This is a genomic window from Pseudomonadota bacterium (assembly GCA_027620075.1).
Classification (GTDB): Bacteria; Pseudomonadota; Alphaproteobacteria; order Rickettsiales; family UBA6187; genus 1-14-0-20-39-49.
On the sequence record JAQCEY010000001.1, the window covers coordinates 530,499 to 543,544 of the forward strand.

Sequence of the window (13,046 nt, forward strand, 5' to 3'; positions counted from 1 at the left end):
CGACTGCGGTATCAAAGGTTTTATGTGGCAAGGAGCGCAGGTGGAACCAAAACTTTGCCAGGCTTTGTGCACACTATAGGATTGAGCCGACCGCCTGCCCGATGAGCTGAATCAGGTGTGCCAACACCTTGAACAACAGACAAATGGGGCAAGGGACTTCGCCCATATATTATCGTATATTCCGATAGAATCAATGGAGTCCGTTACGGCAGCCTGCACTGAGGCATTAAAATCTAAAGCCATAAGCAAGGATGTAATACTCAACATTCTACAAAGGAAGAGTGATACAGTTGATAGTGAAGCTGATGCCAATATTATCCACCTGCCTCTAAAGCATGTTCCAAGAGCTGACTGTAATGCCTATAACTTTTTATTATCAGGAGTATCGGCATGACAGAATCCACACGGGACGATATATTTAAGTCCATGAAGTCCATCAGGTTGTTTGGTATGATAGATGCGTATGATGAGGTAATATCGGATGCGGTAAAACGCAAAAGTACCATAGCTTCAACTCTGCACCAGTTACTAAAATCAGAGATCAAAAGCAGGAAACTCAAATCCATTCAGACGAGAATGAAAGCTGCGAAGTTCCCTAAGAGCAAAGATTTAAATGACTTTGTTTTTAGCGATACACCAATAAACTCAGAACAGGTTATGCATCTTTATACTGGCGAATTTGTTAAAACATCCAGAAACATAATCATGGTAGGAGGCCCCGGCACAGGCAAAACCCACTTGGCTGTCGCAATAGCCTCCAAAGCTGCAAGGGATGGCTGTAAGGTAAGATTCTTCAACCTAGTAGACCTTGCCAATCAGCTTGAACGCGAGAAACTGGACGGGCAATCCGGCAAACTGGCAAAGCAGATGGAAAAAATCGACATCCTTGTACTTGATGAACTAGGATATCTACCGCCGGCAAAAAACAGCGGACAGCTTATCTTCCATCTGCTGTCAAAAATACACCAGAAAACATCGCTGATAATAACTACAAACCTTACCTTTGGCGAATGGGGAACTGTGTTTATCGACAAAAAAATGACCACAGCACTACTGGACAGGGTCTGTCACAACTGCGACATCGTTGAGACAGGTAATGACAGCTATCGCATGAAAAAGCGTAAATAAACGACAGTTCTTAACACAAAAAAGGGTTGGCACGCACAGGATAAATGAAAGTCTAGCTAACCAATCCTTTTTTTATCCAAAACCAGTAATTCAATATGTAATAAATATAACACCTAAACCAACGCTATAGGTGGGTCAATTTTGGACGCATAAAGTGGGTCAATTTTAAATGCGGGTTGACATTCATATATCATATTTGCCTTTTAATCGAGGTGCCGACCCGAATTTTTGGTCGTTATTTGATGGAACCCGGTTCGGTGTAACTATCCATTACCTTGATGAAGGCATTGATACCGGCGATATAATAGTGCGGAGAAAAGTAGAGTTTGATATAGAAAACGACACCCTAGCCACATCATATAACAAATTGCACGATGAGATGGTTAAGATGTTCGAGGATAATATGGAAGATATACTATCCGGTAAATGCCCTGCAACCAAGCAATCGGGCAAAGGGACATATCATAACTCTAAATACAAGAATGAAATATTTGAACAATTATCAAACAAGCGTGAAAATGTCTGGGATACACCTATAAAAGAAGTAATGCAGCTAGGTGATTCATTAAATGAAAATGACAAAGGACAGTTTGATCGGGTTTTTGGGTTAAATGATATTAAGACCGGTTAAAATAATAATTCTAACTTCAAAAGTTCAATTCATAAACGGATTTGTAACATTACCCGTTAAATCGTAAAATAATGAAAAAATATCAGGCAACTTTTGATTCAGGTTCTTGTGTTAGTGTCCTCTAACCCTTTCATCTACAGATCAATCCTTCTCCTGACTTTTCTCATTATTACTCTTAACCTTAGCACCGTTAGAAGGAGTATTAGACTTTCTGATAACATTTTTCAGCTTTTCAATTCTTTGCTTTTCCAGATCCATTCTAAGCTTTTTATACATCTGACTTCTTCTACGCAACTTTTCAAGCTTAGTTAATCCTTCTTCCTTCATATTAAGATAATTTATATCAGAATTATTTTTGGTAAGCACTTCAAAAATATTCTCGAAATCTTCATACGGCTCTTCTTTTCTTTGAATATAATCCTCTATAACCTCTTTACCTAATGCAGGGTCTTCAAATTGCCATATTTTTTTCATAGCACCTTCCATTATCATGGAATAAACAGCCATTTCAATAGCCTGTTGCACCGCCAGTTGCGGAGGTTCGTTTACAGTCACTCCCGACTCTATCTCAAGCAACTTATCCACACTTAAAAACTTAAAAACACCTGCAGAGATAGCCGCAGAATAAACAGTTTTAGCAGTATTTACCGATAAAAGAACCTCACCGTTTTTTACGCTTACAGCCCTTAAATACACCGTAACAACGTCCTGCCTATACTGCGTATTGCCGCCGATACCCAGATATCTTGCACCAAGACCGCCTGTTAACAGGTCGCTTTCATATGATACGATTCCACCTTCTAAAATAACCCCCGCATATAGCATAGGAGGAAGAGGTGCTATACTCCTGCCGTCAGTAGGTTTATATTGTTGCCTCATCTTGGCTATTATATTCCTCTCCTGAACCAGATTGGCAAGATTTTCTCTTTCTAATACCGTAAACCAACCCTGCTCTCCGGCATCATACAATGCCTGATTAAGTATGGCCAATCCTCCTTGAGTAACGGCTCTAGAATATTCGCTGAAATTAGAGTTCGGTTTATGCTGACCTGTTTGATCCATAAATTTATACGTCGATATCACGGTTTTGTTTTTCGACCTAGGCAACTGCTTTAATAGCGTACCTGCATAGGTTGCTCTGGAAATCTGCGGAGGCTCAGAACCAAAATCGAACGGTGATACACCTGAAGCACATGATGACAAAATTAACATTGCCACAATGATGTGGAAAAAAGACTTTTTCATATTACTATCTATATATTGATTATTTATTGTCCGGCGGTAGCAGGTAAAATGATGTTTGTTGTTCCACCGGTTGTAAGATCGGTTAAATCTATTGATACATTCGTACCGTCATTTGCGAAGAATATCTGTGTATCACCGATAAGGAAGCTACCCGAATCTTGAGCATTTTCACCTAATATCGAATCGGCAATGTCCTGAGAAAGACGGCTTAACAAACTTCTTTGAATTGTTCTGGAAAAATCGTCCAGAGGATCTCTTGAAGGTATTGAAGTTCTTGCCGAAGTAAATGACTTTTGCTCATTAGCAAGACCGATTAGGTGACTGCTATTAAAAGGATTTCCGCCAAAAGACGGGTTTGTAGGCTGATATGTTAAGGGGCTGGCACTGCTAACTAATGAAAATAAAGATATCGCACTTGACGATAAAACTACGAAAACTGACTGTAATAAACGGTTCATTTATGTATCTCGCTTGAATTTTTATGATATTTTTATGCTTTTGCTAAAGCTGATAACACAAAAAACTATGGACTACAACAAATTAATTTAATTTATTAATCTTTAAAAACTAAAAAATTAACCTAATTACACCTATAGTAAATTCTAAATTTTAACATTTCTAACTATAGTATTTCTAAAACCTTAACTTTTTCCAAGCTCCCTTAAGCCGTCACGTATCAGAATGTCTATGGGTGCATTGTCGTTTTGTGCTGCTATTTTTGTGATTACGTTATATGCATCGGAACGACCATAGCCCAGATTAACCAGAGCGGAAATTGCATCATTTATATTCTTGTTAGATTCCATTATGTTATTTGTATAATCACCCGTTATTATTGTAGGTGATGATGAATATTCAAACTTGCCTTTTAGCTCGGTAATTATGCGTTCTGCCAATTTGGGGCCTACGCCTGAAACTGACTTGAAAGCCGACTTATCTTTTGCAGCTATTGCATTTGCAAGCTGTGCGGGCGATAACACGGATAATATAGCAAGTGCAACTTTTACGCCGACACCGCTTATTTTTGTTATGGTACGGAAAGTTTCCTGCTCATCGATGGTAGAAAAGCCAAAAAGATGTATGTGGTCTTCACGAACATGGGTTTCGATATGTAAAGACGCAGCTTCCCCTTTAGCAGGCAAATTACGCAACGTGTTGGCGGAACAAAAAACCCCATAGCCGACACCGCCCACATCGATTATCACCGAGTCGGTATCTATTGTGTCTATTCGTCCTTTAAGCTTTTTTATCATGTTAATGCCTTTGTGTTTTTTGTAAGTATAGTAAACTTGAATTTACTATGACCGTTATTGTCATCCCCCGAATTTTCGTAGAAAATTATAGGGGGATCTCGTGCCATTTACAGAAGATCCCCGAACAAGTCGGGGATGACAATATAAGTAAATTCAATGCCAGATTATAAAAGCTTATTACACTGTTTCAAGCAACTTATTAATTGCACTATGCTGGCAGTGACATATAGCAACTGCAAGAGCGTCTGCCGCATCTTCACTTTTTATAACGGCTCTTGGTAATAATGTCTTTACCATCATGGCTATTTGTGATTTTTCAGCCCTTCCAGCACCTACAATGGTTTTTTTTACTAAAGTTGCGGCATACTCATAAGGATTAAGACCGTTTAACGAGCAGGTTAAAATAGCTGCACCACGTGCATGACCGAGCTTTAAGGAAGAGAGGGGATTTTTATTTACAAAGGTTTCTTCAATAGCACACTGGTCGGGATTATAAGCTTTGATAACTTCCTGTAAACCGTTTTTTATTGTTAGAAGTCTTAAAGCCAGACTCTCTTTAGGGTTTGAGCTTATTACCCCGCAGGCAATGAATGAGATTTTATTATCTTGTTTTGATATAACTCCCCAACCTGTGTGACCGAGTCCGGGGTCTATGCCTAATATTTTATTCATTTGTTGTTGATATTAAAATTTATATATATATACAAAGCTTGCTTTAAACTTTAAGTTGTTTTGTTTAACAACATCAAACACATACTAACGATTAATTTTAGGTATTACTATGAATTTTTTTTAAAACACATTTTTGTTGCATCATTTTGTGCATTATTAACTGCTTGCGGCTCAACTTCATCTTTGAAGTCTGCATCAGTAGAAGACACTAAAAAGATTGATCTTTCTGATTATGAAGTTGTTTTTGTCCAAGATTTTGAAAATAAAATACCCGGTTCTAGCTCAAGTGCTTTGGTTGACTTAGCCGGTAAAAATTATGCTGATAAAATAGCACACAAGCTTGACCTTGCAGGAGTATTTGAAAAAGTGAGCAGAGAGCCGGTAGATGGAAAAGCATTGGTTGTTGCAGGAGATATAACTGAATATGATGACGGTAATGCAGCATTAAGAATGATGATAGGGTTTACAGCCGGAAATGCTAACTTTAATGCTGACGTATATGTTATTGACAATGAAACTAAAGAGCGTTTAGGTCATATAGCGGTTGATAAGAATAGCTGGGCTTTGGGTGGTGCTATTGCTATGAGTCAAAATGCTAACGTATTAATGGAAGACTCTGTTAGTAAAGTAGTTTCACAAATAACCGGTGCGAAAACTACCCCTGTAGCATCAAATGAATAAAAATAAATTATAATTACCAAATAAAAAAAGTCCGGCTTCTAAATGTTGCCGGACTTTTTTATGCCAACATTTCCGCTATTTCATCAGGGATAGTAAAGCTGCCATATACTTCCTGAACATCGTCATCATCTTCGAGGTTCTCAATAAGTTTAATTACCTTTTCTGCTTTTTCTAAATCCAGTTCAACAGGGTCTTTTGGTCTCCAGCCAAGTTTGGACGATTCAGCCTCGCCAAATTTTTGCTCCAATATATCACGGACTTCAGCGAAATTATCAGGGCTGCATATTATAACATGGGTTTCGTCATCTGATTCAACGTCATCAGCTCCGGCGAGTGCCGCCTCTTCAAAAATCTCGTCAGGCGATGCGATATCAGCTTTGTATTCAATCATTCCTGCCTGATCGAACATAAAGTTAACGCTGCCGTTCTCGCCAAGATTTCCGCCTGCTTTTGTAAATATTGAACGGACGTTCCCTGCGGTGCGGTTTTTATTATCCGTAAGCGTTTCTACAATAACGGCAACTCCTCCGGCGGAATAACCCTCATATCTCATTTCTTCATAGTTCTCGCCTTCAATAACGCCGGAGCCTTTTTTAACGGCAGTGTCTATCCTGTCTTTTGGAACACCGTTCTTTCTGGCTGCTGCCAAAGCCGCCCTTAATCTCGGATTAAAATCCGGATCAGGCTGACCTATGCCTGCTGCAACCTGTATTTCCTTTGTAAGCTTGCTGAACTCTTTAGCACGTTTTGCATCCTGCCCTGCTTTCCTATGTTTTATGTTTGCCCACTTTGAATGACCTGCCATTTCTTCTGCTCGTATTTTTTGGTATATATAAAGGGTACGCATATAAGCATAAAGCGGCATAAAATGCAAATATTACTATTCTTCATTTGCTTGGTTTAATCTTCTAATAATCCTCTCTTCGGTAATTACATAATCAAGAGGAACGTCATTTTCTCCGGTTGGAAGCTCGTCTTCTTGTTGAAATGAATACCCATAACCTATTGATGTAAAGTTGTTTCCTGTCGACTTGAGGTTTTTTAGCGTCTTGTCATAAAATCCGCCACCATAACCGAGCCTGTTCAGTTTTTTATCAAATGCTATAAAAGGTACGATTATAATATCAGGCTTTACAACTTCACCATCGGGTTCCTGTAGCTTAAAGAAGCTGCTTTGTATTAGTTTATCACCATATTGCCATTTTTTAAAGTCAAGTGGCAAGTCTTTACCTTTTATTACCGGAAGGCAGGTGGTGATTCCTTTTGAAGCGAGCTGTTTTAAAAGCTCTAGCGTTCCAAGCTCGTTATTTGCGGGGTAATAAGCACTTACTATGTTTTTAGGGCTTAAACTTATATTCTCTAAGAATATTTTTGCAGCATTTTTCTCAGCTTCTTCTTTAACAGATGTTGGAACTTTATCCCTAATTTGCCGAAATTTCGTTCTGAAGGTTTCTTTTATGGCTTTATTAGACATTTAGTTCAGCCTATTGAAGTAAAGTGGTTAGAATGGGAACCGCAGAAGCCGTAGATAAACTTGAGTCGCCATGAGACCAAGTTCGTACAAAATTAACCATGTAACCGGAACACGTTCCGGACAGTGACAGTTATATCAAAAAAAGTATCGCCTCTGGGAATACGTTATCTTACGAACCAAGCAGCACTCCCATCCTTCTTATATTTTATCTGCTTTCTATTTCTTTTGCAAGGTTTTCTATGTATTTCGCAATAGGTTCTAATGCGTCAGCTAAGGTGTTGTTAACTATTCTTTTATGCTCTTCTAAAGATATGGTTTTGTTATTGCCGGTATCAAGAGGCAGTTGAGGTGTGTTATTATTAGCACCGTTTTCCTTTAAAGTAGCAACTTCATCTTCCATCATCAGTGCGGTAAAGGCAAGCACTACACTGTCACTAGCCGAGCCACAGGTTTTAGACATGGCATCAACTCGAATTCCCAATTTTTCGGCAAGCTTCTTAATTCTTCCTTCTTCGCCGTCATCACACGCTATGCTGTAGTTTTTGTCCCGTAATGTAAAATTAACTGTAGCCATAATTAACCATTAAATATTATTTGTCATTTTTTTTTAAAATCGTCTCAAGATTGCCGATATGCTCATCTAAATCTTTAATAACTTCTGTCCGTATCTTTCTTTCTTCCTTCAGATTTTCATTCTGTTTTTTTATGAGTAAGTCAAGACCGGTCAAAGCATTTTTTAAGCGTTCTTTGGCACCATCAAGTCTTTTTTCCGATTCGGTCTTCTGTTCTTGCATTGCATTGCTCATGTTTTTGTTTCTAATTAAAATTTTTATGAAAAAAAGAAGATATTAATAATACGTATGACACCTAATGTAAACTGTTTATAAAAAATATTTCTATAAAATGTCAATTGACAACAGGGATTGTGGAGGTGGGTTTTATTGAGTAGATTACGTGGTTTGTTAAATAAAAATTAACTATTTTTATGTATATTTATTTTTAATTGTAAACTATAAGTACTAAATATGCGCTTAAAGAAAACCAAGGATTGAAATGTATGATTAGCATGAAAATATCTAAAAAGTTACCTATTATAATGGTTAGTATGGCTCTTCTTTCTTCGGTAATTGTGGGTGTAGTAGTATTAAAAAGAGCATCAAACGACGCTTTTATAGCTACCGAGGAAAAATTACAAGCTCTAAGTATTTCAAAGAAATCTGCCTTGTCAAGTTATCTTGAATCAATACAACAGGATTTATCTTCTTTATCTAAGAGTCCTTTTGTAAGGGAGGCCTTGCTTGATTTTAAAAAAGGTTGGGAAGACTTCGGATATAATCAAAAAAATAAATTGCAACAATTGTACATTACCGACAATCCAAATCCTACAGGTTCTAAAGAGGAGTTAGATTATGCGAAGGACGGTTCATTATATAGTTCTTATCACGAAAAGTACCACCCTTGGTTTCGTCATTTTTTGAGGCAGAAAGAGTATTATGATATATTCCTTTTTGACACGGAAGGAAATCTTGTTTACACGGTTTTCAAAGAGCTTGATTATGCAACTAATTTAGAAAAAGGTGAGTATAAAGATACCGATCTTGGCAATGCCTTCAGGGCGGCTGTTAGTAATTATAATTCAGGTAAACAAAGTTTTTTTGACTTTAAGCCGTATGCTCCAAGTCATGGTGCTGCCGCAAGCTTTATTTCTCAGCCGATACTTTTCGAAAACGGCGAGTTGGCGGGTGTATTGGTTTTCCAAATGCCTATCTCAAGAATTGATGCGGTTATGCAACAAAACGAAGGAATGGGAGAAAGCGGAAGGTCGTATCTGGTAGGCAGCGATAAGCTCATGAGAAATAATCTAAAGAATGAAGATACAATATTAAAAACTAAGGTCGATACGGAAGTTGTAAAAATGGCTCTGAATAATGAGCTAGGTTACAAGGTTATTAATAGTTTTGATGGAAAAGTAACTGTCGCATCGTACATTCCTTTTGAATTTATGGGAGCTAATTTTGCCATGATAAGTGAGGAAGATTATGATGAAGTTATGCAGCCGATTCGTAGTATGCAAAAGATAGCAATGGTTTCGGCTCTGGTTGTAGTAGCTATTTTTACAGTACTTTCAATATTATTTTCTAGAGGAATTTCTTCTCCTATAACAAAGATGGTTAAGATAATGAGAGATATTGCCGATGGCAATTCGTCAGTTGAAATACCCGGACTTGACAAAAAAGATGAAATCGGAGAAATGGCAAAGGCGCTGCAAGTGTTCAAGGAAAACGCATTGGAGAAAGGGCAACTTGAAAAAGATCGTAAGCTTGCCGACATAAAAGCTGAAGAAGATAAGAAAAAAGCAATGCATGATCTGGCGAGTCGTTTTGAACAGTCAGTTCAGGGAATGCTTAACTCTGTCGCAGCCGCAGCTACACAGTTGAGTCATACGGCCGAGTCGATGGGGAATAATGTAAATGATGTAAATAATAAAACAAAGGATGTTTCCAACTCATCGGGGCGTACTTCACAAAATGTTTCAACCGTGGCGGCCGCATCGGAGGAGATGCTTGCGTCTGTTAATGAAATTTCCAGTCAGGTAACAAAGTCAACGGAAGTTGTTAACGATGCTGTAAAAAAGGCAGTTAATGCCGAATCCAGTGCCAGATCTTTAGAAATCGCTTCAAGTGAAATAGGTAGTGTTGTTAAATTGATACGTGATATTGCCGAGCAGATAAATTTACTTGCATTAAATGCGACTATTGAGTCAGCAAGGGCAGGAGAAGCCGGAAAAGGGTTCGCGGTAGTGGCATCGGAAGTTAAGAACTTATCGAATCAGGCTACAAGAGCAACCGAGGATATTGCAAGCCAAATCGAAAACGTACAGTCCATCTCGTCGGAGGTTTCCGAGGCATTGAACGCAATAAAAAGTGCCGTTGACAAGGTTAACGAATATTCGGGCGGTATATCGGCTGCAGTTGAAGAGCAAACTGCAACTACTTATGAAATAACTAAAAATATGCAGGTGGCTTCTCAGGAAACGCAGGAAGTTACAAGTCACATATCGGATATAACGAATCTTGCGTCCCACGCAAAAGAAGCATCGGTTCAAATGCTTGAAGCATCGCAAGGAGTGTCAAGAGAAGCCGAGAAATTAAATATGGCATTTGCAAACTTCCTGAATGAAGTAAGGCACGGTTAATTAGTATCTCCGGTTGTTCGGTATGATAAGTAAACAAATTACTTATCATCTGTTTTCCAATACAACATCTTTTTTAGTATCTGCCGGATAATAAATACCTAGCTTGTTCTCCTGCCCGTCCGTAACCAACCAAGGGTGGGTTATGAAAGTTCTCTGCGTATATGTATCTCCGGGTTTTAACACTCTATATAAGACTTTTTTACCTTTATAGTCTAACCAGTATATTTTTCTGATATCATTGCTTGAATTTATAAAATTGATAGTCGATGCCTTTTTAGCCTCAATGGAACGTGCATTTAAATCTTCATCAACGGTGCTTTGAACCGATGTTTCGGGTTCATCTGTTGTTTGTGCTATATTGCTATCATACATTGTTACATCACTTTTGCTCCCTTTTGTATAATACTTGCCCAACTCATTGTCATTTTGGTCTGTAACGAGCCATTGATGGTGGGCATATGACCTTTGCTCATATAACTCTTTAGGATTCAGGGTTTTGTATAATTTCTTATTACCGTGTCTGTCTACCCAATATATTTTTCTCTTTTCGTTACTGTTATTAACAAAATTTATAATATCGTATCCGTCACTGCGTTTATTGTCGGTGGAGTTATTTTTTCTTTTCAGATATTCGTTACGTTGTTTTTCTTTTCGTATCTGCTCTTGTTTTTGATAATTATCAGAGTCGGTAACTTTGCCGACCTGCTCCACACCTTTATCGAAAAAATCATTTATAGATTCATGGTTAAGCGAATAAGCCGCAAATAATATTATAAAACCGGTTACAAATATTATGCCGAAAACAAACTCATTTTCCGAGCCTTTTTGCGTAGACTTCGGTCTGTACTGCTCCCGTCTTTGAGCATTCTTTCTTTGCAACTTATCAAAGTCCATGACACATTAACCCCATTTTGATATTACCCCCAAAGTCGTTTATATTTTATTCCAAATAAATTCCATATTTTTATACGAAGATAGATTATTATTATACTCTAATCCCCCTCGCTATGTTTTGCATCAAATTACAAAACTTGAATAGTCTTTTTATCTTTTTCGATATATAAAAACCACTCATTGTGTTATTTTTAAGTAAAAAGGGCGTTTATTTATGTTTTTTAGCAATATTGTTGTTGACGATAGAACATTTTTCCTTTAAAAAAGTAGTGGTCAGTTATAAATAAGTTTTGTAGACCTTCTATAACCGACACACTAATTTATGGCAAGAGAGCTTAAGTTAGCACCAACTTAAGCCCGCCGCTAAGGTTGGAATTTAGCAGTCACTTACTCTTGTTATTGATCAATAAATGGTCAACGTCTTCACCATCCATCGCTATTTTACTAAAAAAATATATTTTGTCTATATAATCTTTTAGAAAAATATTTTGTGTAAACAAATAAAAAATCACCTTTACCATACTACATGTCGTTTTTTCTAATACACTTAGATAGCATTATAAAAATATTAACCGCTTTCCTTTTCTTATCTGCTATTCTCATCAAAGTCCATAATACATTCACCCCTAATACATTACGTATTTTTATAGTAATTGATTTAAAAATATCCGCCAGTAAAAAAACAATTTTCTACTGGCAACTTGCATTACTTGAACTATACTGGCACTCAACACTAACACTTAACACTATATTAAATGACCGATATCCTTGATTCCAACCGCATTGAAGAAGACATGTCCGAGAACACACTTCGCCCTTCGTTCTTTGATGATTTTATCGGACAGGAACACGCAAAAAATAACCTGCGTGTTTTTATAGAGGCGGCAAGGTCTAGGTCGGAAGCTTTAGACCATGTTTTATTATACGGTCCTCCCGGATTGGGCAAAACAACCATAGCACAGATAATCGCAAGGGAGCTTGGAACAGGGTTCAAGGCAACGTCAGGACCTCTTTTATCAAAAGCAGGCGACTTGGCGGCAATTCTTACTAACCTTCAGGAAAATGATGTACTTTTCATTGACGAGATACACCGCCTTAACACCAATGTTGAGGAAGTATTATATTCTGCGATGGAAGATTTTCAACTCGATATCATAATCGGTGAAGGTCCTGCCGCCCGCACCGTACGTATTGAACTGCCTAAATTCACTTTGGTGGGTGCAACAACCAGATTAGGTCTGCTATCTAACCCGTTGAGGGACAGGTTCGGTATCCCTACCCGCCTTAATTTTTATTCATCTGACGAACTCAGGCTGGTAATTGAGCGTGGAGCAAATATCCTCAAAGCACAGCTTACACAAGACGGTGCTAATGAGATTGCCAACCGCTCAAGGGGAACTCCTCGTATCGCATTACGGTTATTAAGGCGTGTCAGGGACTTTGCCGAGGTTGCAGGCGACAAAATCATACAATCATCTATTGCCGATGAGTCCTTACGCCGTTTAGAAGTAGATTCATGCGGTTTAGACGGCTCTGACCGCCGCTATTTAAGGTTCATTGCCGAAAAATATTCTGGAGGGCCTGTAGGAGTTGAGACTATATGTGCCGGTCTTTCCGAACAACGTGACTCGGTTGAAGAAACAATTGAACCGTATTTACTGCAACTTGGCTTTATTCAACGCACCCCAAGAGGAAGAGTATTAACACCGCAAGCATTCGGTCACATAGGTATGGCAGTCCCTAAATTAAGAACAGAACAGGCTGATATTTTTGAGTAAAACAGTCTACATCATACTATGGTTTGACCATAGTATCCAAGCTATATAATAATGCATGCACTTTGTACGTACGTCACTGGTGAGATTACCCTAT

Annotated in this window: 15 protein-coding genes; 6 read left to right on the plus strand and 9 right to left on the minus strand. The window is 38.2% G+C overall.

Annotated elements, in window-relative coordinates; all coding sequences use genetic code 11:
• The first annotated feature begins 115 nt into the window (after positions 1-115).
• The 3 genes from O2942_02775 (at position 116) to O2942_02785 (ending at position 1,759) form a co-directional block, all read left to right on the plus strand.
• A complete protein-coding gene (locus O2942_02775; protein ID MDA0781172.1) occupies positions 116-394 on the plus strand; it encodes a hypothetical protein in 279 nt (92 codons plus the stop codon).
• Positions 391-1,128 (plus strand): IS21-like element helper ATPase IstB, encoded by a 738-nt coding sequence (gene istB / locus O2942_02780; protein ID MDA0781173.1) that lies wholly within the window; start codon positions 391-393, stop codon positions 1,126-1,128. The genes O2942_02775 and istB overlap by 4 nt, the downstream gene beginning before the upstream one ends.
• A gap of 169 nt (positions 1,129-1,297) precedes the next feature.
• The gene (locus O2942_02785) at positions 1,298-1,759 is read left to right on the plus strand and encodes a formyltransferase family protein (GenBank protein MDA0781174.1); all 462 of its coding nucleotides are present in this window, start codon (positions 1,298-1,300) and stop codon (positions 1,757-1,759) included.
• 141 nt (positions 1,760-1,900) lie between these two features.
• Here O2942_02785 and O2942_02790 read toward each other — a convergent pair whose 3' ends face one another.
• The 4 genes from O2942_02790 to ruvC all read right to left on the minus strand — a co-directional run bounded on the left by O2942_02790 (position 1,901) and on the right by ruvC (position 4,929).
• Positions 1,901-3,004 carry a hypothetical protein gene (locus O2942_02790; protein ID MDA0781175.1) on the minus strand — a complete coding sequence of 368 codons (1,104 nt, stop codon included), beginning with the start codon at positions 3,002-3,004 and terminating at the stop codon, positions 1,901-1,903.
• 23 nt (positions 3,005-3,027) lie between these two features.
• Positions 3,028-3,462 carry a hypothetical protein gene (locus O2942_02795; GenBank protein MDA0781176.1) on the minus strand — a complete coding sequence of 145 codons (435 nt, stop codon included), beginning with the start codon at positions 3,460-3,462 and terminating at the stop codon, positions 3,028-3,030.
• 183 nt (positions 3,463-3,645) lie between these two features.
• The gene (gene ruvA / locus O2942_02800) at positions 3,646-4,257 is read right to left on the minus strand and encodes a Holliday junction branch migration protein RuvA (protein MDA0781177.1); all 612 of its coding nucleotides are present in this window, start codon (positions 4,255-4,257) and stop codon (positions 3,646-3,648) included.
• Positions 4,258-4,434: 177 nt separating this feature from the next.
• Complete coding sequence (gene ruvC, locus O2942_02805) at positions 4,435-4,929, minus strand: crossover junction endodeoxyribonuclease RuvC (GenBank protein MDA0781178.1); 495 nt, start codon at positions 4,927-4,929, stop codon at positions 4,435-4,437.
• Positions 4,930-5,112: 183 nt separating this feature from the next.
• Here ruvC and O2942_02810 point away from each other — a divergent pair, with 183 nt between their 5' ends.
• On the plus strand, positions 5,113-5,610 hold the full coding sequence (locus O2942_02810; GenBank protein MDA0781179.1) for a DUF4410 domain-containing protein: 498 nt from the start codon (positions 5,113-5,115) through the stop codon (positions 5,608-5,610).
• A 58-nt stretch (positions 5,611-5,668) separates the two neighbouring features.
• On the opposite strand, the gene O2942_02815 is transcribed toward O2942_02810, so the two are convergent.
• The 4 genes from O2942_02815 to O2942_02830 form a co-directional block, all read right to left on the minus strand.
• Positions 5,669-6,415 carry a YebC/PmpR family DNA-binding transcriptional regulator gene (locus O2942_02815; GenBank protein MDA0781180.1) on the minus strand — a complete coding sequence of 249 codons (747 nt, stop codon included), beginning with the start codon at positions 6,413-6,415 and terminating at the stop codon, positions 5,669-5,671.
• A 75-nt stretch (positions 6,416-6,490) separates the two neighbouring features.
• Complete coding sequence (locus tag O2942_02820; protein MDA0781181.1) at positions 6,491-7,084, minus strand: 5-formyltetrahydrofolate cyclo-ligase; 594 nt, start codon at positions 7,082-7,084, stop codon at positions 6,491-6,493.
• Between the two features lie 205 nt (positions 7,085-7,289).
• A complete protein-coding gene (zapA, locus tag O2942_02825) occupies positions 7,290-7,658 on the minus strand; it encodes a cell division protein ZapA (GenBank protein ID MDA0781182.1) in 369 nt (122 codons plus the stop codon).
• 16 nt (positions 7,659-7,674) lie between these two features.
• A complete protein-coding gene (locus O2942_02830; GenBank protein MDA0781183.1) occupies positions 7,675-7,878 on the minus strand; it encodes a hypothetical protein in 204 nt (67 codons plus the stop codon).
• A gap of 263 nt (positions 7,879-8,141) precedes the next feature.
• Between O2942_02830 and O2942_02835 the strand changes: the two genes are divergently transcribed.
• Positions 8,142-10,280: a methyl-accepting chemotaxis protein gene (locus tag O2942_02835; GenBank protein ID MDA0781184.1), complete on the plus strand. Its 2,139-nt coding sequence runs from the start codon at positions 8,142-8,144 to the stop codon at positions 10,278-10,280.
• Between the two features lie 45 nt (positions 10,281-10,325).
• Here the strand turns inward: O2942_02835 and O2942_02840 are convergent, their stop codons facing one another.
• Positions 10,326-11,174 carry a hypothetical protein gene (locus O2942_02840; protein MDA0781185.1) on the minus strand — a complete coding sequence of 283 codons (849 nt, stop codon included), beginning with the start codon at positions 11,172-11,174 and terminating at the stop codon, positions 10,326-10,328.
• Between the two features lie 755 nt (positions 11,175-11,929).
• Here O2942_02840 and ruvB point away from each other — a divergent pair.
• Positions 11,930-12,952, plus strand: a complete 1,023-nt coding sequence (gene ruvB / locus O2942_02845; protein ID MDA0781186.1) for a Holliday junction branch migration DNA helicase RuvB — start codon at positions 11,930-11,932, stop codon at positions 12,950-12,952.
• Positions 12,953-13,046: the final 94 nt, after the last annotated feature.

Excerpts from the sequence above, each read along its gene's own strand:
- O2942_02835 (MDA0781184.1), top strand. The coding sequence starts at position 8,142 with ATGATTAGCATGAAAATATCTAAAAAGTTACCTATTATAATGGTTAGT.
- ruvB (MDA0781186.1), top strand. The coding sequence starts at position 11,930 with ATGACCGATATCCTTGATTCCAACCGCATTGAAGAAGACATGTCCGAG.
- O2942_02790 (MDA0781175.1), bottom strand. The coding sequence starts at position 3,004 with ATGAAAAAGTCTTTTTTCCACATCATTGTGGCAATGTTAATTTTGTCA.
- O2942_02815 (MDA0781180.1), bottom strand. The coding sequence starts at position 6,415 with ATGGCAGGTCATTCAAAGTGGGCAAACATAAAACATAGGAAAGCAGGG.
- O2942_02795 (MDA0781176.1), bottom strand. The coding sequence starts at position 3,462 with ATGAACCGTTTATTACAGTCAGTTTTCGTAGTTTTATCGTCAAGTGCG.
- ruvA (MDA0781177.1), bottom strand. The coding sequence starts at position 4,257 with ATGATAAAAAAGCTTAAAGGACGAATAGACACAATAGATACCGACTCG.
- O2942_02785 (MDA0781174.1), top strand. The coding sequence starts at position 1,298 with ATGCGGGTTGACATTCATATATCATATTTGCCTTTTAATCGAGGTGCC.
- ruvC (MDA0781178.1), bottom strand. The coding sequence starts at position 4,929 with ATGAATAAAATATTAGGCATAGACCCCGGACTCGGTCACACAGGTTGG.
- zapA (MDA0781182.1), bottom strand. The coding sequence starts at position 7,658 with ATGGCTACAGTTAATTTTACATTACGGGACAAAAACTACAGCATAGCG.
- O2942_02830 (MDA0781183.1), bottom strand. The coding sequence starts at position 7,878 with ATGCAAGAACAGAAGACCGAATCGGAAAAAAGACTTGATGGTGCCAAA.
- istB (MDA0781173.1), top strand. The coding sequence starts at position 391 with ATGACAGAATCCACACGGGACGATATATTTAAGTCCATGAAGTCCATC.
- O2942_02820 (MDA0781181.1), bottom strand. The coding sequence starts at position 7,084 with ATGTCTAATAAAGCCATAAAAGAAACCTTCAGAACGAAATTTCGGCAA.
- O2942_02840 (MDA0781185.1), bottom strand. The coding sequence starts at position 11,174 with ATGGACTTTGATAAGTTGCAAAGAAAGAATGCTCAAAGACGGGAGCAG.